The sequence below is a fragment of the Peribacillus sp. JNUCC 23 genome (genome assembly GCF_053653995.1).
The window spans coordinates 1810380-1830565 of record NZ_CM132202.1 but is presented as its reverse complement, the minus strand read 5'-3'; the positions used below and the strand labels follow the sequence as shown (position 1 = coordinate 1830565).

Annotated in this window: 18 protein-coding genes; 1 reads left to right on the top strand and 17 read right to left on the bottom strand. The window is 37.1% G+C overall.

Translation table 11 applies throughout. The features are described 5' to 3' along the window. Nucleotides 1-351: 351 nt before the first annotated feature. From JNUCC23_RS08705 to JNUCC23_RS08645, 13 genes are all read right to left on the bottom strand, one after another. Nucleotides 352-1590 carry a competence/damage-inducible protein A gene (locus JNUCC23_RS08705; RefSeq protein WP_454215253.1) on the bottom strand — a complete coding sequence of 413 codons (1239 nt, stop codon included), beginning with the start codon at nt 1588-1590 and terminating at the stop codon, nt 352-354. 21 nt (nt 1591-1611) lie between these two features. Continuing rightward, nucleotides 1612-2196: a CDP-diacylglycerol--glycerol-3-phosphate 3-phosphatidyltransferase gene (gene pgsA, locus JNUCC23_RS08700; RefSeq protein WP_403073416.1), complete on the bottom strand. Its 585-nt coding sequence runs from the start codon at nt 2194-2196 to the stop codon at nt 1612-1614. 78 nt (nt 2197-2274) lie between these two features. Continuing rightward, nucleotides 2275-3177, bottom strand: a complete 903-nt coding sequence (locus JNUCC23_RS08695) for a helix-turn-helix domain-containing protein (protein ID WP_403073414.1) — start codon at nt 3175-3177, stop codon at nt 2275-2277. A gap of 8 nt (nt 3178-3185) precedes the next feature. Then, on the bottom strand, nt 3186-3977 hold the full coding sequence (locus JNUCC23_RS08690) for a DUF3388 domain-containing protein (RefSeq protein WP_062180986.1): 792 nt from the start codon (nt 3975-3977) through the stop codon (nt 3186-3188). 291 nt (nt 3978-4268) lie between these two features. Further along, nucleotides 4269-4526 carry a DUF3243 domain-containing protein gene (locus JNUCC23_RS08685; RefSeq protein WP_062180988.1) on the bottom strand — a complete coding sequence of 86 codons (258 nt, stop codon included), beginning with the start codon at nt 4524-4526 and terminating at the stop codon, nt 4269-4271. Nucleotides 4527-4596: 70 nt separating this feature from the next. After that, nucleotides 4597-5319, bottom strand: coding sequence for an elongation factor P 5-aminopentanone reductase (gene ymfI / locus JNUCC23_RS08680; protein ID WP_403073411.1), 723 nt, complete (start codon nt 5317-5319; stop codon nt 4597-4599). A gap of 79 nt (nt 5320-5398) precedes the next feature. Further along, complete coding sequence (gene yfmH, locus JNUCC23_RS08675) at nt 5399-6685, bottom strand: EF-P 5-aminopentanol modification-associated protein YfmH (protein ID WP_403073409.1); 1287 nt, start codon at nt 6683-6685, stop codon at nt 5399-5401. A gap of 3 nt (nt 6686-6688) precedes the next feature. Continuing rightward, nucleotides 6689-7960, bottom strand: coding sequence for an EF-P 5-aminopentanol modification-associated protein YfmF (gene yfmF / locus JNUCC23_RS08670; RefSeq protein ID WP_062180998.1), 1272 nt, complete (start codon nt 7958-7960; stop codon nt 6689-6691). A gap of 447 nt (nt 7961-8407) precedes the next feature. Beyond that, nucleotides 8408-9367, bottom strand: a complete 960-nt coding sequence (locus JNUCC23_RS08665) for an ABC transporter permease (RefSeq protein WP_157279552.1) — start codon at nt 9365-9367, stop codon at nt 8408-8410. Continuing rightward, entirely contained in the window at nt 9368-10414 is a 1047-nt protein-coding gene (locus tag JNUCC23_RS08660; protein ID WP_454215248.1) for an ABC transporter permease, read from the bottom strand. Then, entirely contained in the window at nt 10407-11942 is a 1536-nt protein-coding gene (locus JNUCC23_RS08655; protein WP_454215246.1) for an ABC transporter ATP-binding protein, read from the bottom strand. Before JNUCC23_RS08655 ends, JNUCC23_RS08660 begins: the two co-directional genes overlap by 8 nt. 449 nt (nt 11943-12391) lie before the next feature. Next, entirely contained in the window at nt 12392-13480 is a 1089-nt protein-coding gene (locus tag JNUCC23_RS08650) for a BMP family lipoprotein (protein ID WP_454215244.1), read from the bottom strand. Nucleotides 13481-13565: 85 nt separating this feature from the next. Then, complete coding sequence (locus tag JNUCC23_RS08645) at nt 13566-14291, bottom strand: GntR family transcriptional regulator (protein WP_062181010.1); 726 nt, start codon at nt 14289-14291, stop codon at nt 13566-13568. A 410-nt stretch (nt 14292-14701) separates the two neighbouring features. On the opposite strand from JNUCC23_RS08645, the gene JNUCC23_RS08640 reads away from it, so the two are divergent. Then, the gene (locus JNUCC23_RS08640) at nt 14702-14995 is read left to right on the top strand and encodes a DUF6509 family protein (protein WP_062181013.1); all 294 of its coding nucleotides are present in this window, start codon (nt 14702-14704) and stop codon (nt 14993-14995) included. A 245-nt stretch (nt 14996-15240) separates the two neighbouring features. Here the strand turns inward: JNUCC23_RS08640 and JNUCC23_RS08635 are convergent, their stop codons facing one another. The 4 genes from JNUCC23_RS08635 to JNUCC23_RS08620 all read right to left on the bottom strand — a co-directional run bounded on the left by JNUCC23_RS08635 (nt 15241) and on the right by JNUCC23_RS08620 (nt 20177). After that, nucleotides 15241-17589 (bottom strand): DNA translocase FtsK, encoded by a 2349-nt coding sequence (locus JNUCC23_RS08635; RefSeq protein ID WP_454215241.1) that lies wholly within the window; start codon nt 17587-17589, stop codon nt 15241-15243. A gap of 127 nt (nt 17590-17716) precedes the next feature. Continuing rightward, on the bottom strand, nt 17717-17944 hold the full coding sequence (locus tag JNUCC23_RS08630) for a YlzJ-like family protein (protein WP_062181019.1): 228 nt from the start codon (nt 17942-17944) through the stop codon (nt 17717-17719). Further along, the gene (locus tag JNUCC23_RS08625; RefSeq protein WP_403074015.1) at nt 17941-18672 is read right to left on the bottom strand and encodes a ClpP family protease; all 732 of its coding nucleotides are present in this window, start codon (nt 18670-18672) and stop codon (nt 17941-17943) included. The genes JNUCC23_RS08630 and JNUCC23_RS08625 overlap by 4 nt, the downstream gene beginning before the upstream one ends. A 281-nt stretch (nt 18673-18953) precedes the next feature. Beyond that, nucleotides 18954-20177, bottom strand: coding sequence for a hypothetical protein (locus JNUCC23_RS08620; RefSeq protein ID WP_454215239.1), 1224 nt, complete (start codon nt 20175-20177; stop codon nt 18954-18956). Between the last annotated feature and the right edge of the window lie 9 nt (nt 20178-20186).

The following is a 20186-nucleotide window of genomic DNA, read 5'->3' as shown; positions in this document are numbered from 1 at the left end:
TCTAAAATACTCGCTTAATTCCCTCTTTGGTGTCTATCTCTACTATATACTCTTTTCTTTCATTTGCCAAGCAAAAAACGAACATTCATTCGTTTATTACTAAAGCAATAATAACTTAAAAACAGCATTTCTGTCTAGCAAAAATTCCATTTCCCATTAACAAAAGCTTTAATAATACAATTTTGATCTTTTTGAAAATTAATGCAGCATTATAAAAAGATGCAATTTGTGGCTTGTTTTAGCCCTTGTTGCTTCTGCAAGCTAAATAATTCCCCACAAAGATATTGTTTAATATTCCCAAAACAAAAAGAGAATGCCTCATTTCACCCTATGAGACATTCTCTTGTAAAATTAGGTAGAAAGATGGTTCAATAGATAATGGCAACCTTTTTTTACACTTCTTATTCTGATCTGTGCCCTGCTACCAGAGAGATTTAGTTTCTCAACTTTCGAAATCCCATTGCGAAAAGCCATGCCAATAAAAACGGTCCCTACAGGTTTCCCTTCCTGTTCATCAGGACCCGCTACTCCAGTAAAGCTGATCCCAATATCTGCATCAAGTTGTGTTCGAATATTTTCGGCCATTTCGATTGCACATTGCTGACTTACGACACCAAATGTGGAAATAGTTGCATCTTGAATTTGTAGCAGACTAGATTTAGCATCATTTGTGTAGCTAACAATTCCGCCTTTAAAGACTTTACCAGCTCCAGGAATTGTCGTTAATTGCTCTTGGAACATCCCACCTGTCAAACTTTCTGCAGCGGCAATTGACATACCTCTTGCAGTTAACTCTTTTACCAGTTCCTTAATTAAAGAAGTCTGGTCGCTTCCATAGTAAAAGTCTCCCACACGTTTCATTATTTCCGTTTCAACTTCGCTAATCAGCTGATCACATATTTCTTTTGACTCATGTTTAGCGGTAATCCTTAGCGTCACTTCACCATCGCCTGCAAGTGGAGCAATCGTCGGATTTGTTTGATTTTCAAGCAAGTCATCTATCTTCGTCTCTAGCAACGACTCTCCAATTCCGAAAAAGCGCAGTACCTTTGACTCAATGCGTTCTTGTTTATCTAGCTTTTCCATTAACCTTTTATACCCATATGTTAAAAACATAGGCTCCAACTCTTTTGGAGGTCCGGGTAGTAACATATATGTCTTATCCTTTAAAGTAAGAATCATGCCAGGGGCCATTCCGTGATCATTTGCAAGTACATCCGCATGTTCTAAAATGAGTGCCTGCTTTTTATTATTTTCTGTCATTTCCCGTCCAGTCTTTATAAAATACGCTTGGATAGCTGTTAAAGCATGATTGTCAAAAACAAGATTTTTCCCTAAATGACGGGCAATCGTTTCTTTCGTCAAATCGTCCTTTGTTGGTCCAAGTCCGCCTGTAAAAATAATGAAGTCAGCACGAGATTCTGCAATCTCGATAACAGATTGAAGCCGTTCACTATTATCACCTACAACAGTATGAAAATAAACGTTAATTCCTATTTCTGCTAGTTGCTTAGATAAAAATTTCCCATTTGTATTGGCTATTTGACCTAATAGTAATTCAGATCCAACCGCGATGATTTCTGCGTTCATTTCCATCCCCCACAAATTCAATTACTTAGAATTAATAAATACAGTTTTGTTTTTTGCGAAATAATCCCATCCAGACCAAACAGTAAAAATCAACGCAATCCATAAAGTGATATTAGCGAATGGGAATGAAATCAAAACAAAAGGAATATTATGTAATAACAACGCTGATATAGCTACAATTTGTGCCCACATTTTTATTTTCCCTAAAATATCGGCGGCAACTACTTCACCCGTTCCCGCAAGTACTAGCCTTAAGCCTGTAACGGCAAACTCCCTACTAATAATGACAATAGCAATCCATGATTGGTTGTACATTAAATCCAAATCAATTAATACAATTAAAGCTGCTGAAACGAGTAATTTGTCAGCAAGAGGATCGAGAAATTTCCCAAGGTTTGTGACCATATTATATTTGCGGGCATAGTGTCCATCCACCCAGTCTGTTGAAGCAGCAAGAATAAAAAGTATAGTCCCTACCAAATGATTAACTGGAAGAGTGTAGTCCCCCAGCATCAACTCCCCCCAAGAAAAAGGTACGAGCATAATAATTACAAAAATAGGTATTAAGATAATTCTTGATATTGTTATTTTATTTGGCAAATTCACAATAGTACCCTCCAAAGTTGAATAGCATAAGATTCATTTCTTTATACGACAAGCGAAAAATAGCCATCATAAAGATGACTATTCAGCTTTTGTAAATTGTATCGTTACATTTTGAACGTCTTTCTCTGTTGGAGAAATAGCATATTCGAGTTTCTGATCATTAGCAAAAATCTCCGTTTCATAGGCTCTTCCCGTACGGATGACTACTTCGGATTCATTCGTTACATCAATTTCTTTGGCTTCTCCAGATTTTATAAGTCCATTAAAAAGTGTCTGGCCGCTACCGTTTTTCACTTTAACCCACGCTTCCCCTATAGAGGCAACTTTCAATTTAAATGTTGCGGCGTTTTTCAGTGCATATACGCTGTTTGAACCGCTAGTACTGATCATGGCTAATTCCTGGGTTGGTGTTTCCACAATAACCTCTTCTTTAACTGGCTCATCTTTGCTCTTATCTGTTTTATCAGTATTTTTGTCTTCATTAGCATCAGTATTACTACCTTGATTTAATGGTGAATTATCAGGTTGTCCGTGATCCACAACACCTACATTATCATCAACTACCTTTGGGCTTTCACTTGGGAAAAATTTCAAATACAAGAAATAAAGTAAGACTATGATTCCAATGAAAAATAATAATCCTAATATTTTCGGAAATAGCTCCATGGCTTTCGAACTCGTCGGTAGCGATCTTCTTGATTGAACGCGTGACAACTCAGGTAGTTCGTCATGATATACGGCAGGAACCTCATTTTTATATTGATCAAAAATTTCCTCTGGTTCAAGTTCAACCGCTTCACAATATTGTTTAATGAACGCCCGAACATAGAATTGACCCGGCATCATCGAATAATTGCCTTCTTCGATCCCTATTAAATAACGTTTTTGAATCTTTGTTACTTCTTGCAAGTCATCTAAACTTAAACCCTTTTCTTCTCTAGCTTCCTTCAATCTGTTACCTAATTCCGTCAAATCAAACACCTGCCAAATTAAAAATCAAATGAACCAAACTCTGACCCTTGTAATTGATCGTTTTGGTTTACTACTTCATATGTAATTTCTTCATCAGGAGTATTTCTTAACTCAATGATGTAATCAAAATCCTCAAGTTTGTACTCCGAATTTTGAACGAAAATATCTGGATGTTCAATTATTTTCACTGCATTTAGCCTCATGATTTCCCGAACTAGCTGCCAGTGCCTTTCATTGGCGCGTCTTGTAGAGACAATCCCGTCTAAAATAAATATATTATTATTATTGTACTCATCTTCAATAAGCTGACTGCGGATCGTTTGTTTAAGCAATGTGGACGATACAAATAACCAGCGTTTATTCGCACAGACACTAGATGCGACAATCGATTCTGTTTTCCCAACCCTTGGCATTCCACGAATCCCAATCAATTTATGACCTTCCTGTTTAAATAGTTCAGCCATAAAGTCTACAAGAATCCCTAAATCATCCCTCACGAAACGAAACGTATTTTTTTCATCTGCATCCCTTTGTATGTATCTACCGTGTCTGACAGCTAATTTATCAAGCACATGCGGTTCTCTCAGCTTAATTACCTTTATTGTATCCATTGTCGATAGAATTGACTCAAATCTCTCAATATTTCTGCTGTCATTAGCCAGCAAAAGCAAGCCCCTTCTTCCTTCATCAACACCATTAATCGCTACGATATTTATCGATAGCATACCAAGTAATGAAGAGATGTCCCCTAATAAACCTGGTCGGTTTTTTTGTATTTCATATTCAAAATACCATTCTTTATTCTCCACTATACACACTCCTTATCAAGAAAGGGGAACCTAGACTTTTTATCATATTTAAAGATTACGCAATTTATCAATGAAGAAGAGATTTTTCCCAAAGAAACCCGATTTCATGAAAATAAAATTGTCTTGTCTCTATAATATAGCATTTCAGTAAAAGTTAAAAGGGAAAACATTACTTAACTTAATTTAAGATGATTCTCTACGTACCTAGATTACATGTTAATGAAAAAGGATGATTCAATTAGTCAGTCCCTCTAATTTGAGGTCCAAAACTTCTGAATCATCCTAATGTCTTTAGCTCGTGCCGTTGTTGTCGACTAACTTAACCATCAAGCAAGCAATAGCATGCTTCTCATCTTCATTTGCTACCGACCACAGATCAGACAATACACGTTCTTGGTCATTTTTTGGATCTACTTGTTTCGCCAGATAATCCCCAATCTCAACTGCCAAGCCAGTTATTGCATCTTGGGAAAGTCCTTGCTCTTCCCCCTGATTCAATCTGTCACCTAAGAAATCTTTCCATTGATCCCAATTTTCTAATACAGACATTGATTATCATCCTTTCCTTAATTGGTACCATATTAGCATGCGAAAATTGACTATTTTTTATTCAAGGAAGTCACACATACCAGCCCCCATTTACCCCTATAATTTGTCCAGTCATATAGGAGGCTTTCTGAGAGAGAAGAAATGCGACAACATCAGCAATTTCATTCGCTTCACCGATTCTTCCCATTGGAATGTCTCCCTGTAAGATTTCTAATTCCTCTTCTGTAAAGGATTCTAGCATAGCCGTCGATACCGCTCCAGGCGCAACGGCGTTGACTCGGATACCATTTAGCGCTGTTTCTTTGCTCAATGCTTTAATAAATGCATTTTGCCCACCTTTGACCATCGAGTAAAGCACTTCGCATGAACTACCAGTCTGTCCCCATATTGATGTAACTGCGACAATTGAACCGCGATTACTCATTAATTTAGGAAGCAAATTTCTTGTAAGCTGAAAAGGACTAGTCACATGAAGCTGAATCATTTGTGCAACAGTAGAGTCATCCATATCGGTCACTAATCCATAAAAGCTATTGCCGCTATTCAAAACAATCGTATGTAAAGAAAAGATTTGTTTGCATAAATGTTTATATCCATCAACATCACCTAAATCAGCCTGTATCGGAATGAGTTCAATATCATAAGATGATAATTCCTTAATAAGTGCAACAATTGCTTCTTCATTCCGATTGTAATGAAGATACAATGAATAATTTTCTGCTGCAAGCTTCCTTGCAATTGCGCTCCCGATTCCCCCGCTTGCTCCTGTAATAAGTGCAAACCGTTTTTCCATCTTAATTCCCTCCTTAAAACCACCACAAAAAGAAAACAGCTCATACAAAGAAAAATCATTTGTATGAGCCATCCTCAACTTATTTAGGCAGCACTTGACAAACCGTTATAAATTTTTCATCAATCAATCTTTCAGTAGTAGCCAAGACATCATTAAATTCAATTTGTTCAAGCACTGGTACAACATCAAATAAATTCATATCATTAAAAGCATAGCGTGTAAATTGATTTGCAATATATTCTGGGGAATTTAGTGAACGTAAAAATAAGCCGATTCGTTTCTTAATCACTCGCTTCATGCTTTCTTCACTAATCCCTTTCCCCGTTTTCGCCTCAAAAAGAATTTGTTTCAACTTCGCTGTTAATTCTTCAGGATGTGCCGTATCCCCTCCTATTAACGCAAATCCAAAGCCATTCTCTTGGGTAAAGTCGTAGGAAAATGTTTGGTCAATTAAACCGCTCGTATACAGATCTTCATGGATAGGCGAGCTTTTTCCTAAAAGCATTTCCAACAAGATGCTTACGGTTAGTTCTTTTTTTAATAGCTCTTGACCACTTAGATTGAGATCTGCCGATTTAATTCCGAGCATGATTTTCGGTGTTTGAACACTCATGTGCAATGTTCGATCTTTCACAGCTACATCCGAAGGCTCCGTTTCAAATTGGCGTTTTATTGCTTGCGGCGATTGAAACTCCTTACCTTCTTGGTTGCTGCGGATTTTCTCCATAATTTCTCCTGGTTCCACAGGTCCAACAATAAATAACAACATATTGCTTGGATGGTAAAAAGTCTCATAACACTCATAAAGTAAATCCTTCGTAATTTCAGCAATGGATTCAACTGTTCCAGCAATATCAATTTTCACAGGATGGTTATGATACATATTTTCAATGGTGCCAAAATAAAGACGCCAGTCAGGATTATCATCATACATTTTTATTTCTTGACCAATAATTCCTTTTTCCTTTTCCACTGTTTTCTCAGAAAAATAAGGATCTTGAACAAAATCAACGAGTGTCTTTAAGTTAAGATCAAAGTCTGCAGTACTAGAGAAAAGGTATGCCGTTCTTGTAAAAGAAGTAAAGGCATTAGCAGAAGCCCCTTGCTTACTAAACTGTTGAAACACGTCTCCATCTTCTTTTTCAAACAGCTTATGCTCTAGAAAATGCGCGATACCATCTGGTACTTTTGCATAGTCTTTTTTACCAAGAGGAACAAAATGATTATCAATCGAACCATATTTCGTCGTGAAAGTCGCGAATGATTTATTGAATCCTTTCTTTGGTAAAATATATACTTCCAAACCGTTCGTCATTTTTTCATGGAATATTTCTTCTTGAAGTTGTTCAAATGTTATTTTCTCCATTTTTTACACCTCCGTCCCTTTCATGAAATAAATGGTATCCAACTCAACTTTTTGGGCAACATCTACAATTTCCTCTTTCGTAATAGATTCAGTTTTTTTCAGCCATTCTTCCAAAGAAATAGCATAGCCAGAAACAATATTATGATAAAGGATTTCTACGAGACCGCGAGCCGAATCAACTGTTTCTAATAGTTGATTTTTGATTACTGCTTTTGTTTGAGATAATTCCTCATCACTGAAATTACCTTGCTTCATTTCTTTCATTTGCTCATGAATAATGGTAACAGCTTGATCATAATTGGCTGATTCAATGCCCGACATAACCATTAACAAGCCTTTATGGCTCTCTAAACGAGACGCCGCATAATAAGCCAAACTTGCTTTCTCCCTGACATTTATAAAAAGTTTCGAATGAGAAAAACCGCCGAATATTCCGTTAAAGACTTGTAAAGCATAATAATCAGGGTCTCCATATACAATATTCGTACGATATCCAATATTTAATTTCCCCTGTTTAACATCCATTTCCTCAATCTTTTCCTTCACTGTGTTTACCTTTTTCTGCACACTTTTCATTCTTTCGGGCTCACGGTTAGGAAGCTTGAAATGTTGATTGAACAGCTTTTGAACATCTATTTCATTAATATCACCTATTACATAAACGTCCATTTCATCTTCCACGAGCACTTGCTTGTAATAACTATACAATGATTCTGCTGTAATGCTGTCTAATGACTCGATATCCCCCAAAGCATCTATACCATAAGGCTCTTCTTCACACATTACTTCCACAAGGCGCGTCGTTGCATACCGCATTTTGTCATCATAAATGGATTGAATTCTCTGTTGAAGCGATCTTTTTTCATTATTAAACGTCCCTATATCAAAGCTTTCGCCATCCTTTTTCGGATTAAATAGGACATCTGCTAAGAAGGCAATTCCCTTTTCTAGTAAAGGCTCAGAATCATGAAGAAATTTTTCATTGGCTATTTCAAGGACAAAACTAATGATTTGATATTCCCCTTTTTTGGCAACATCTACATAAAAGCTCGCACCATATAATTCATCCAAATACGAACGTAATGCTGGTGTCGTCTTGTATGTAGCTGTGTTACTTTGCAATATATACGGAAGCAATGAACGATATGTCGCTGTTTCATGCTTAAGGGGTGCTTTCATTTTAAGTACAAGTGTATTCGTTTTGTATTGAGCTGTTTTGACGATATGCACTGAATAGCCAGGGTTTTTCTTTATTGTATCAAGAGAGATTCCCATTAAATAGACCTCCTCATTCATTTTTTATCTTTATATTGTTTGTTAGTTCAAGTGCTTTTAAACCTGTTAGAAGAAATTGAATGCATACAATTTTTCTTCAAGAACTTTTCTCTTCTTCTAAAATATACCTTGTTTAAGAAAATTCATGCAAGTATCATGGTTTTTATTATTTAATTTTTTAGATTTCATACTATTTTATGAGGATAAAAACAAAGGTGCAAGCGCCTGACTAGATAGGCCTTGAAGGAAAGCGATTGCGAATAATGCGGATAGACCTAAAACAATTTCCATATAAAGTATGGCATCTTATACGCTAAGCACAAAAAACAAGTAAAGGGTCAGACCCCGCAACAACTAAAATCAGTATAAAAGAAGTGTATGAAACACTACATACTGATTTAGAGTGCGAGGTCAGACCCTTATGAGACACCCTCGTTCAACTAATTTTTATCTTTTTCCTTTAATATAAGGCAGACCTGATGCTTTCGGAGCGTCTGCACGTCCAATAAAGCCAGTCAAAGCGATAATGGTTAACACATATGGTGCTATCAATAAATAGACACCAGGGATATCTTTGAAAAATGGCAAGCTAGCTCCAACAATACTTAAACTTTGCGCTAAACCAAAGAATAGTGCCGCACCCATTGCGCCAAGAGGATGCCATTTACCAAAGATCATTGCAGCAATTGCCATAAAACCTTGCCCATTAATCGTGGAGTGACTGAATTCATTGGATACTGTCATTGCATGGACAGCTCCGCCAATCCCAGCAAATGCTCCTGATAAAAGGACACCAGCGTAACGAATTTTTGCAACATTTACTCCCATTGTATCGGCCGCCATTGGATGTTCGCCAACAGCTCGAATACGTAAACCGAATGGCGTTTTGAATATAATATACCAAACGACAACGGCTAAAACAATCGCAATGTAAGAGATATAATACCCGTTAGAGAAAAATATTTTACCGATAAACGGAATATCACTTAGGAATTTGATATCAACGCGATCAAAATTTTCTGTAACCATGTCTGTTTGCCCTTTTCCATAAAGCTTTTTAACTAAGAAAAGAGTAAGACCAACAGCCAACAAGTTGATCGCAACCCCACTGACCGTCTGATCAGCACGAAACGTAATCGATGCTACGGCATGTAGAAGGGAAAAAATTATTCCGGCAACCATGGCAACCAACACAGCAAGCCAAGGTGTAGCTGATCCAAATACATCAGCAAACGTCAAGTTAAACACAATACCTGTAAAAGCACCAATTACCATTAAACCTTCTAAACCTATATTTACAACACCTGTACGTTCTGAAAACACACCGCCAAGCGCAGTGAAGATAAGTGGGGCTGCAAGTCCAATCATCGATGGAATAATAATTTGCAGTACTTGGTAAAAATCCACTTATTTCACCCCCTTTTTATTAATTCGGTTTAAGATCCAGCGAATGAAATAGCTAGATGCAACAAAGAAGATGATCAGAGCAATGACGATGTCTACGATCTCGTTGGGAATCGGCGTTTCAACTGGTATATTCAGAGCCCCAGCCTTTAAACCACCGAATAGGAATGCCGCTAGTACAACTCCTATTGCTGTATTACCACCTAGAAGGGCAACTGCAATTCCATCAAAACCAATTCCGGTAAATCCGCCTTTTATCGAAGCGTAACCAAATGTACCAAGCCCTTCCATCGCACCAGCAAATCCAGCAAATGCTCCTGAAATAACCATTGACATGATAATGTTCCGATTTACATTCATTCCAGCGTATTCAGATGCATGTTGGTTAAAACCAACTGCTTTCAGTTCAAATCCAGTTGTCGTTTTCTCAAGAATAAACCACATAATGATGGCACAGATCATTGCAACAATGATTCCCCAGTGGAGGCGTGAACCATCCGTTAATCCAGATAAAAATGGTGATCTTAGTGTTGCAGTTTCAAAAATATTATTGGTCTTGTCTAATTTATCAGTTAGCACATAGGAAATAATATAATTAGTGACATGAAGAGCCGTGTAATTAAGCATAATCGATACAATTACTTCATGTACTCTAAATTTGGCTTTTAATAACCCAGGTATGAATGCCCACAAAGCTCCTGCTAATCCACCAACAAGAATAGCAAGCGGCAAATGAATCAACATTGGCAGTTCAAAAGTTATTCCCACCCAAACAGCTGCCAACCAACCGACAAGAAGCTGACCTTCGACACCAATATTGAAAAGACCTGTTCTAAAAGCAAATGCTACAGCTAAACCAGCAAGAATGTACGGTGTAACTGTTCGGATCGCTTCTCCGAGAAAATATGAATCACCAAAAACCCCAAAAAATAATGCGATATATGCGTCAACTGGATTATAACCACTGACAAGCATAATAATAGCTCCTGCTAATAAGCCGAGCACAACCGATAAAACGGGTATAAACAAACCGGACATTTTTTTAACCACGAGATTTCCCACCTACTTCCATACGCTTGCTTCCAGCCATCATCAATCCTAGTTCTTGTTCAGTTGTTTCTCTTGGATTGACGATAGCAACAATTTCCCCTTCATAAATAACCGCCACCCGATCACTAACATTCAAGATTTCGTCAAGTTCAAATGAAATAAGTAAAACTGCTTTCCCATTATCACGTTGTTCGATCAAACGTTTGTGAATGAACTCAATCGCACCAACATCAAGGCCACGTGTCGGTTGTGCTGCAATCAATAGATCAGGATTACGGTTTACCTCACGACCTATGATCGCTTTTTGCTGATTACCTCCTGATAGTGCACGAGCAGGCGTATATTCGCTTGGTGTTCTAACATCGTATTCCGCGATAATGTTTCTAGCTTGATCAAAAATCTTCGAATAATTTAAGACGCCAGATTTAGAAAGCGGCTTTTGATAATACGTTTGTAAGACGATATTTTCACCAATGCTATAATCCAAGACTAAACCATGTTTATGACGATCCTCTGGAATATGTCCTACACCAGATTCACTGATTTTTCTCGGTTTTAGATTTTGTATTTCTTTCCCATTGATTTTAATAGAACCACTAATTGTTTTTCTTAATCCAGTAATTGCTTCTATGAGTTCTGTTTGACCATTTCCGTCAATACCCGCTATTCCGACTATTTCACCAGCTCTGACTGAAAGACTTAATTGATTAACAGCTTGGATTCCACGAGCGTCCTTGACGCTAATACCATTAATATCTAAAACAACATCTGCTGGAGCTGCTTCTTTTTTCTCCGTTTTAAATACAACATCACGTCCAACCATAAGGCTTGCCAAAGAATTCGGGTCTGATTCACTTACATTTACTGTACCAATCCCTACACCTTTACGCATGACGGTAACACGATCACATACTTCCATAATTTCTTTCAATTTATGAGTGATCAAAATAATCGATTTCCCCTCATTAACAAGAGATTTCATGATTATCATTAATTCTTTGATTTCTTGTGGTGTCAGTACCGCTGTGGGCTCATCAAAAATCAAAATTTCCGCACCGCGATATAATGTTTTTAAGATTTCGACACGTTGCTGCATTCCAACTGAAATATCTTTAATTTTTGCATCAGGATCGACACTAAGATGATATCTCTCAGAAAGCTCTCTTACCTTTTTACTGGCATCCTTTAAATTGATTTTCCCAGCTTTTGAAGGTTCTTTACCAAGGATAATATTTTCCGTGACAGTGAAAGGATCTACAAGCATGAAATGTTGGTGTACCATCCCGATTCCTAAATCATTAGCAATATTAGGATTTGTAATTTTGACCGGTTCGCCATTTACACGAATTTCTCCTTTTTCTGGCTGGTAAAGACCGAAAAGAACGTTCATTAACGTCGTTTTCCCTGCTCCATTTTCCCCAAGCAAAGCATGTATTTCTCCCTTTTTTACTTGTAGTGTTACATTATCATTTGCAACTATGCCCGGGAACTCTTTACGAATATTGAGCATCTCAATTACATATTCCACACCATCAACTCCTATAATTAAGTGAATCTTTCAACTGAACCTTTGGCTCTCGGTTATCGGAAACATTATTTTTCTAAACAAACGAGAATTTCATCAAAAAAACGAGGCGATTACACTTATCGTGTGTTCGCTCACTAACGGATTGTGAGTAACAGAACTATTTCCAGCGTGATTATTTAAATACACAAATGATTGATTGGATGAGTCAGGTATTCATAATAATTTCCCCGTAGTCCATGTTATGAAATAAAAGTGATTTTTTTATTAAAGAGGTAGATAAACACCATGCTTCTACTATCTTTACATTAGAAAAAATCAAATGAAAAACTATGAATGATCATAGCTTTTCCTTCACCTTTTTCAAAATACATCCATTTAAATCGCCATAAAAAGAAGGAATAAAAGGCTAAGTGCTTGCCCCTTTTATTCCTTCTTCCTTTAGTTCAAAATTAGAATCCCATATCTTCGTATTCTGCCTTAGTCTTAGGAACTTCAATTTCACCAGCTTTGATTTTAGTAATATATTCATCAACAGCTTTTAAAGCTTCTTCAGAAACATGGTCTGTATGCTTAGAAATTGCAATAGCGTTTTCTTCAAGACCATATTCAACTATTTCTCCGCCTGGGAATTCACCATTCATCGCTTTTTTAGATAAATCTTGAACTGCTACGTCAACACGTTTAACCATTGAAGTTAAAGTTACGTTTTCTTGTTTACCATTAACTTCTACAGCGCCTTCTTCATACTGGTCACGGTCAACACCGATTACATAAATTTCTTTGCTAGGGTCTTGTTTCTTTAAATCTGTAGCAGCTTTAAATACCCCATTACCAGTAGCTCCCGCTGCATGATAAATGATATCTGCTCCAGAAGAATATAAAGTGTTCGCAATAGCTTGACCTTTGTCAGGAGCACCAAAGCTTCCTGCATATTGAATGATCACTTCAGCTTTAGGATTTGCTGTTTTTACACCAGCAATAAATCCTGATTCGAATTTCTTAATCAATTCACTGTCCATTCCACCGACAAAACCAACTTTATTTGTTTTCGTTGTTTTTCCGGCAATTACCCCTACAAGAAATGAACCAACCTGTTCTTTAAATGTGATACTTGCGACATTATCACCTTTGGAAACCGCATCAATAATAGCGTAATTCGTATCTTTGCGTTGTGCAGCCACTTCTTCAATCGAACTTTGAAGTAAGTAACCAACTCCGAATACCAAATTGTAGTTTTGACGGGCTAATTGAGTTAAGTTGGTATTATAATCAGCGTCTGATTTAGATTGAAGATATGTGTACTCTTTTTTCTCAGTTAAATTATTTTCTTTACCGAATGCTTGAATGCCTTCCCATGAAGATTGGTTGAAGGATTTGTCATCAACACCGCCAGTATCCGTTACCATAGCAACTTTAAATTTGTCGCTTTCTTTTTTAGCTCCTTCATCCTTTTTACCATCATCTGAGCCACATGCAGCCAAGATCGTTCCAGCAGCAAGGACAAGTGACATAACTAACCCCATTTTACGTTTTTTCAAGGTATGTACCTCCTAAGTTTAATTGATGCTTAGTAGAATTGCACGCAATGACCGATCGTCTACGTTTCCATCGCTTGCAAAAAAATTAGATTCGTTTACGAAGCACATGAAAGCTAAACACATCCGCTTTAAAATAATTGACCGAATATAGGATTGGTTCGTCCCTATCATCAAAGTGCATTTGCTTTAAAACAAGTAACGCAGCTTCCGGTTCACATTCTAAAATCGGAGAAACCTTCTCATGATACCCAATCGGCTCAATTTGAGCGATCGCATGAGTAATCATACGGCTGGATTCTCTTTCAAGAATATGAAAAATCGATTCTTCACTGTAATCGAAGTTCCCTTTAAGAATACTTGCCGGGATCTTATCAATACAATAAACGACTGGCTTCCCATTCGCAGTTCTTACTCTTTCAATCACTACAATTTCCTCGTCTATTGCACAAGAAAAGCGGCGGATGTCGTCGTCAGTCGGTTCCAGGGTTGTCGAGCTCAAGAAAATAGTTCCCGGTTTCATCCCTGCTTGCTTAATCATATTCGTGACACTATTAAGCTGCTCGATTCCTGAGCTAAACACCGGTTTGGCATGTACAAATGTCCCGACCCCATGCCTTCTGATTATTACGTTTTCTTCTTCAAGAATTCGTAACGCTTCACGTAGAGTAGCTCTACTTACGCCGAGTTTCTTCGCAAGGTCAAATTCTGAAGGTAATTTCTCTTTCTCTTTATATGTACCCTCTTCAATATCCTGCTTGAGGTGATCGATTACTTGTAAGTATAAATGTCGATGATCAGACTTAATAGACATGCAGGTTCCTCCAACTTATTTTCTTCAGACTTCAGACCTCTGAGGTATAATCATTCCTACTAATCCAAAATACTATACCATTTTTCCCATTATAAATAAATAGAGATTTGCAATTTGTCGAAAAATAACGAATATGGTCTTACCAATTTTTCAGAAACTGTACAGACTACAAAGCTGGATAATTAACCCATATGTATTATTATTCATTTTTTGTCTAGGAAATTCGTATTATACGCATTATTTTCTTATATATCAAAAGGGGAGTAGGTCATACTATTACTTAGATTTTTTAGTATATAACCCTATTATAGAAATTTCCTCCCACTATTTCTATTTATTATTTTGTTCGGCATACTAAACTTGAATTATGAGGTATAATAATAGAGATAAGACTTTGGAAGGATGATTATATGGTAATGATTACGGAGTATAGTATTGAAAAACTGAAAGATCCATTTGGGATTTTAACGGGGGAACGGTATGAAGTATTACTTGATATTACAGTTCCTGAAGATGATGAACTATTTACGGAAGCAGGAATTTACATTCGTGTATTATATAAAGTAGAAGATAATCAATCAGCGATCATTAAATATGATCTACTTGAAAGAGGTACAGATAAACCGCTAGACTTCGAATTGGAAGATGAAGAGATTGAGGCTGTTCGAGCCTTTTGTACGGAACACTTACCTGAAGTATTATAATCTATAAGGGCTGTCTCAAAAAAGAAGCCGGCCTCGTACGCTATATACAGTATAGGTGTTACATCCACATTTTCACTGTATTTAATTTCGAGGCTGTTTCTTCGTTTTTGAGACAGCTTTTTAAGTGGTTATTAATTAACTTGAAAGTGACACTAGATTTTCAGGGAAAATCTAGTTATTGAAGTTTAACTACCCCACCTTAGTTTCTTTGCTTTACTTCCTTCAATTTAATACCATATCGCACCTTATGACAGATTTGCTTCGTTAGAAGGGTCTTTTGCGATTAAGACGATTCTCGGCTTACTACCTTCATATGGTCCAACGATCCCTCTCGCTTCCATCTCATCGATCAATCGAGCAGCTCGAGTATAACCAATTCGAAAACGCCTTTGCAACATGGAAACAGATGCTGTCTGCATTTCAACAATAAGCGAAACGGCATCATCATATAGACTATCTTCCACTTCACCAGTTGTTTCTACGATCTCATCAGGGATCATTTCATCATTATACTGAGCTTTTTGCTGTGATATCACATAATTCACAACATCCTCAACCTCATGATCAGATAAAAAGGCACCTTGAACACGAATTGGTTTAGACGCACCTACCGGTAGAAACAGCATATCACCTCTACCTAGGAGTTTTTCAGCGCCCCCCATATCAAGGATCGTTCTTGAATCCGTCATCGAGGAAACACTAAAGGCGATCCTAGACGGGATATTAGCTTTAATAATCCCTGTAATAACATCGACTGAAGGCCTTTGTGTTGCAATAATCAAATGAATTCCTGCAGCTCTTGCCATTTGTGCAAGTCTTGTAATGGCATCTTCCACGTCAGAAGAAGCAACCATCATTAAGTCAGCTAGCTCATCGACAATGACGACAATATACGGTAATAACGGTTGTTTATCTTCTTCTTCCTCATTAAAGTTTTTGATATATTCATTATACCCCTCGATATTTCTAGTGCCTGAATGAGAGAACAACTCATAGCGTCGTTCCATTTCACTTACGACCTTTTTTAAAGCTTGTGAAGCTTTTTTAGGATCCGTAACTACCGGGGCAAGCAAATGAGGAATGCCGTTATACACGTTTAATTCAACCATTTTCGGATCAATCATCATCATTTTTACTTCATGTGGCTTTGCCCTCATCAAAATGCTCGTAATGATTCCATTAATGCAAACAGATTTACCACTTCCCGTCGCGCCAGCAACTAGTAAATGCGGCATTTTATTCAGCTCAGCCTTCACTGCTTCGCCTGAAATATTCCGTCCTAGAGCAACTTGTAGTTTAGATTCTTGCTTGTCAAATTCCTTCGCTTCCAATACTTCACGTAAAGAAACCATAGCAATTTCAGAGTTTGGAACTTCTATTCCAATCGCTGATTTTCCCGGGATAGGTGCTTCAATTCGAATATCCTTAGCAGCTAGTGCAAGCGCCAGATCATCTGACAAAGATACGATTTTACTTACCTTCACGCCAACGTCGGGATGTATTTCATATTTGGTAACCGCGGGGCCCAGATGCACTTGGGTTACTTTGGCTTTTACTCCAAAACTTAAAAATGTCCGCTCAAGCTTTGCCGCATTTTCATGAATTAATTTATACTCTCCGCTTTGATCTGTCTTTTTAGGTTGATTCAATATTGAAAGTGCTGGAAGATTGTATTCTTTGTTCTCCACTTCAGTAAACGTCATAGGAGGGGCAATATCTCCTACTTCTTCCAATATGCCCTCAAAATCTTCTGACTGCTTATCCATTTCAATGGATTCAATTGGTTTTGAATCATCCTTTTCACCGTATGCCGTCTCGGCAAAATTGGAGATTAAGCGATTAGATGGGGCAATGATTTCGATTTCCCCTTCCTCCAATGAAGGTTCTTTACTTTCTTCTTGTTTCTCTTTTTCTACTTTGAGCTCTATTTTTTGCTTTTTACGTTCCTTTTTTTCTTGTGTCCATGTCTTCATATCGTCAATAAAAGCAGACCACTGTTCCGACACGAAATTGGAAAAAGAAATAAAAAACTTACCGAGCGTGTCCCCTAACGTTTTGCCAGTTAATAAAATGACTCCTATTATTATGAAGATAAAAGCAGCAATTTTAGAGCCTGCTGCATCAAATAAAAAATAAGATGCTGCAAACAAGATTGCTCCAATCATTCCCCCTCCTAAATCATGGGTGCTTGTCTTCCCATTGACCTCCATCCAAAATAAGTCCCAAGTATTTCGGATTACGCTTGGCTTTTGAAACGGACCACCATCTGCCAATAGGGTAAATAATCTAACATGGCTGAGCATAAGAATACTCATCACAATTAAATAGAAGCCAACTAATTGCCGCTTTAGCAAAAATGGCACCGACCTCTTCACCATTAAAAATAATCCGATTGCAATTAGACCAAGTAAGAGCAGAATATACCATTCGCCCATAAAGAAACGAACCAAAAAGGTAATCGCCTTACCAACTGCACCAAGCTCAGCAATGGCGATTGCTGATAGGCCAAGAAGACTTAAGCCAATCAGTTCAAATTTCATTGTTTTTTTTAAATTCGCTGACCCTTTTGATTTTCTGCGTTTTTTCTTCGCCATTTTATCACCTTAATTTTCCCTGCATTTTATGTACACGATTTTTTCAAGAATGAATAAAGCAGCCAAGAGGCTGCTTATTCGTAAGTAGTTTTAGTATAGCATAAAATAGCTTTCATGGACGTTTTTTCTAGTTAAGAAAGCTTTGTTTAACAGATAGAATGCTACCTGGCTCAATCCCTTTTACTAAAAAATGAGCAGGGTCTGTGCTTACAATCCTTTCCACCCGAAACGAATAATGATCAGATTGTTCACATATTACTGGAATCCCGCCATAGTTAAGAAAATGAATATTTTCATGTGCCTCAGAATGCCCTGGGAAAATGTATTCCTCTGGTACAATCGTATACAACGTCATTGCAGCATGCCCTCCTCATTACCCTCTTGCTCTTGATTGGATTGATCGATTAATTCGTTTAATTTCCTCATCGCTTGACCAACTCCTCCTACTTCATCAATGACTCCATAATCGACAGCCTCTTGACCGACAACATTTGTTCCAATATCCCTAGTTAAATTTCCTTTTGCGAACATAAGATCCTTGAATTGTTCTTCCGTAACTTTTGAGTGCTTAGTTACAAAGTTGATTACGCGATCTTGCATCTTATCTAAGTATTCAAATGTTTGCGGGACCCCAATGACGAGACCTGTTAAACGAATTGGATGGATTGTCATCGTAGCGGTTTCAGCAATAAATGAATGATCACACGAAACAGCTATTGGTACACCAATCGAATGACCACCACCAAGCACGATAGAAACACACGGCTTTGATAATGAACCAAGCATCTCGGCAATTGCCAAGCCAGCTTCTACATCTCCACCGACCGTGTTTAAAATAACAAGCAGCCCTTCAATATTCGGATTTTGTTCAATCGCAACGATTTGCGGAATCACATGCTCATATTTCGTTGTTTTATTTTGAGGTGGCAGCTGCATATGACCTTCGATTTGGCCTACAATCGTTAAGCAATGTATTTTTGAATCTTTCGACATCTGTGGAACATTGGTTTGTCCAAGCTGTTGAATTTTTTCTATAAGTGTCGAGCCTTTCTCTTCTTGTCGTCCTTCATCAGGATTTTCCATCTTTCCTCGATCCAATCTACCCATCCCCTTTCAGATTATGAATAGAGTTAGTATGAACTAAGCTGGTAAGGTTCATTCTTTACAGAGAAATATCAATGGAAAAATAATAATCCCATTGCATTTAACTTGAAGAACCAAAGAATTATACCCAAATAAAAAAAGTTGATTACCTACTATATGTAGATAATCAACCTCTTTTATTAACCGTCTGTTGATAATAGTTCTTGTTAAGAATTCAAAGTGAACATAGTGGCCACATTTTGTTAAATGCGGATTATTATTCAGTTAATTTCTAATGAATGTAAAACTAATGGTTTTGTGTTAATCTTTTTATCCGTCTTTTTCGGGATCACTTCACCCTTATACAAAATTTCACCTGTTTTCAGTTCAGCGATAAATAATTGCGGTGGCACATTTGTCGTATTATCTTTTTCAAAATCATTTGTCGCAAGTACGTACACTTGATCATTTTTAATGACAATCGGAAATACTCCTCCCCAATCATTATTATTAATTGGAAAAGTTTGATCATTTGTTATGGATTGGTTTGTGATATTAAATGTTGTTACATGCATACCTTTCGCATCTTGATTGATTATATACAACTTATCTCCAATCAAATAATTTTGACTTGTCACAATACGAGTTTCTAATGTTTCAGGCAACTCAATCGTTTCTAAATGATTTTTTTCATAAACATATTCCAATATTGCTGCTTTATCAGTATTACTTGCTGATTCTTCACTTTGATTTACAACTTCAGGTCGCTTAATAAAAACGATAGAATTTCGAGGCCGCTTGGAGTTTAGTCCCATTGAATCTAAGACATCATAGCCCATTTTGATTTGTTGCGGCGTGATGATCACTTCATCATTTAGTAGCTTCTGATTACCAAGATCAAAAGTATATACATGTACTTCCACATCATCCACATCAGTATTGGTATATATGTAATTTTTAGTAACCACTTTTAATTTGGATTGAATGAGTTGTACATCTAACACTGAGATATGGTTGAATATTTCACCAGGAACACCCATTTCGAATGATATGTCCTTATCAGAAGCCAAGTCCAATAAGCCAATGTTAAACACGTGTTTATATGAATGATCTATTGAGGATAATTTATATTCCACGTCTGCATAGGCGATAAAATCTGAATCTTGATAAAAAGAGTCGATACTATATTTTCCACGCATAAAGGAACGATGTTCTTTTTTAAGTTTTTCAATTTCAGGATTATTATTTCCAGTCATTCGTTGCCAATACGATTGCTGACTTAGATATAAAGTTTTATTAGTAGTAATCTTTACACTATTACTTATGCCTTCCTTTTCTACATAACCACTTAAAGTAACATCTTTTATTTCACTTTCCTGACCCTCTAATGTTTTTATTGAGTACTCCGGAAAATTATTAGCGCTGACCATCATTTTTCCATAATAGGCTCCGATGATGATGATTGATACACATACGAGTAAAATACTGCTCATATACCGTTTCATTGCCATTCC

What these genes read in the sequence shown, in the direction of transcription:
- yfmH (WP_403073409.1), bottom strand. Translation starts at nt 6,685, where the DNA reads ATGGAGAAAATAACATTTGAACAACTTCAAGAAGAAATATTCCATGAA.
- yfmF (WP_062180998.1), bottom strand. Translation starts at nt 7,960, where the DNA reads ATGGGAATCTCTCTTGATACAATAAAGAAAAACCCTGGCTATTCAGTG.
- ymfI (WP_403073411.1), bottom strand. Translation starts at nt 5,319, where the DNA reads ATGGAAAAACGGTTTGCACTTATTACAGGAGCAAGCGGGGGAATCGGG.
- JNUCC23_RS08685 (WP_062180988.1), bottom strand. Translation starts at nt 4,526, where the DNA reads ATGTCTGTATTAGAAAATTGGGATCAATGGAAAGATTTCTTAGGTGAC.
- JNUCC23_RS08635 (WP_454215241.1), bottom strand. Translation starts at nt 17,589, where the DNA reads ATGGCGAAGAAAAAACGCAGAAAATCAAAAGGGTCAGCGAATTTAAAA.
- JNUCC23_RS08625 (WP_403074015.1), bottom strand. Translation starts at nt 18,672, where the DNA reads ATGGAAAATCCTGATGAAGGACGACAAGAAGAGAAAGGCTCGACACTT.
- JNUCC23_RS08630 (WP_062181019.1), bottom strand. Translation starts at nt 17,944, where the DNA reads ATGACGTTGTATACGATTGTACCAGAGGAATACATTTTCCCAGGGCAT.
- JNUCC23_RS08640 (WP_062181013.1), top strand. Translation starts at nt 14,702, where the DNA reads ATGGTAATGATTACGGAGTATAGTATTGAAAAACTGAAAGATCCATTT.
- JNUCC23_RS08620 (WP_454215239.1), bottom strand. Translation starts at nt 20,177, where the DNA reads ATGAAACGGTATATGAGCAGTATTTTACTCGTATGTGTATCAATCATC.
- JNUCC23_RS08705 (WP_454215253.1), bottom strand. Translation starts at nt 1,590, where the DNA reads ATGAACGCAGAAATCATCGCGGTTGGATCTGAATTACTATTAGGTCAA.
- JNUCC23_RS08645 (WP_062181010.1), bottom strand. Translation starts at nt 14,291, where the DNA reads ATGTCTATTAAGTCTGATCATCGACATTTATACTTACAAGTAATCGAT.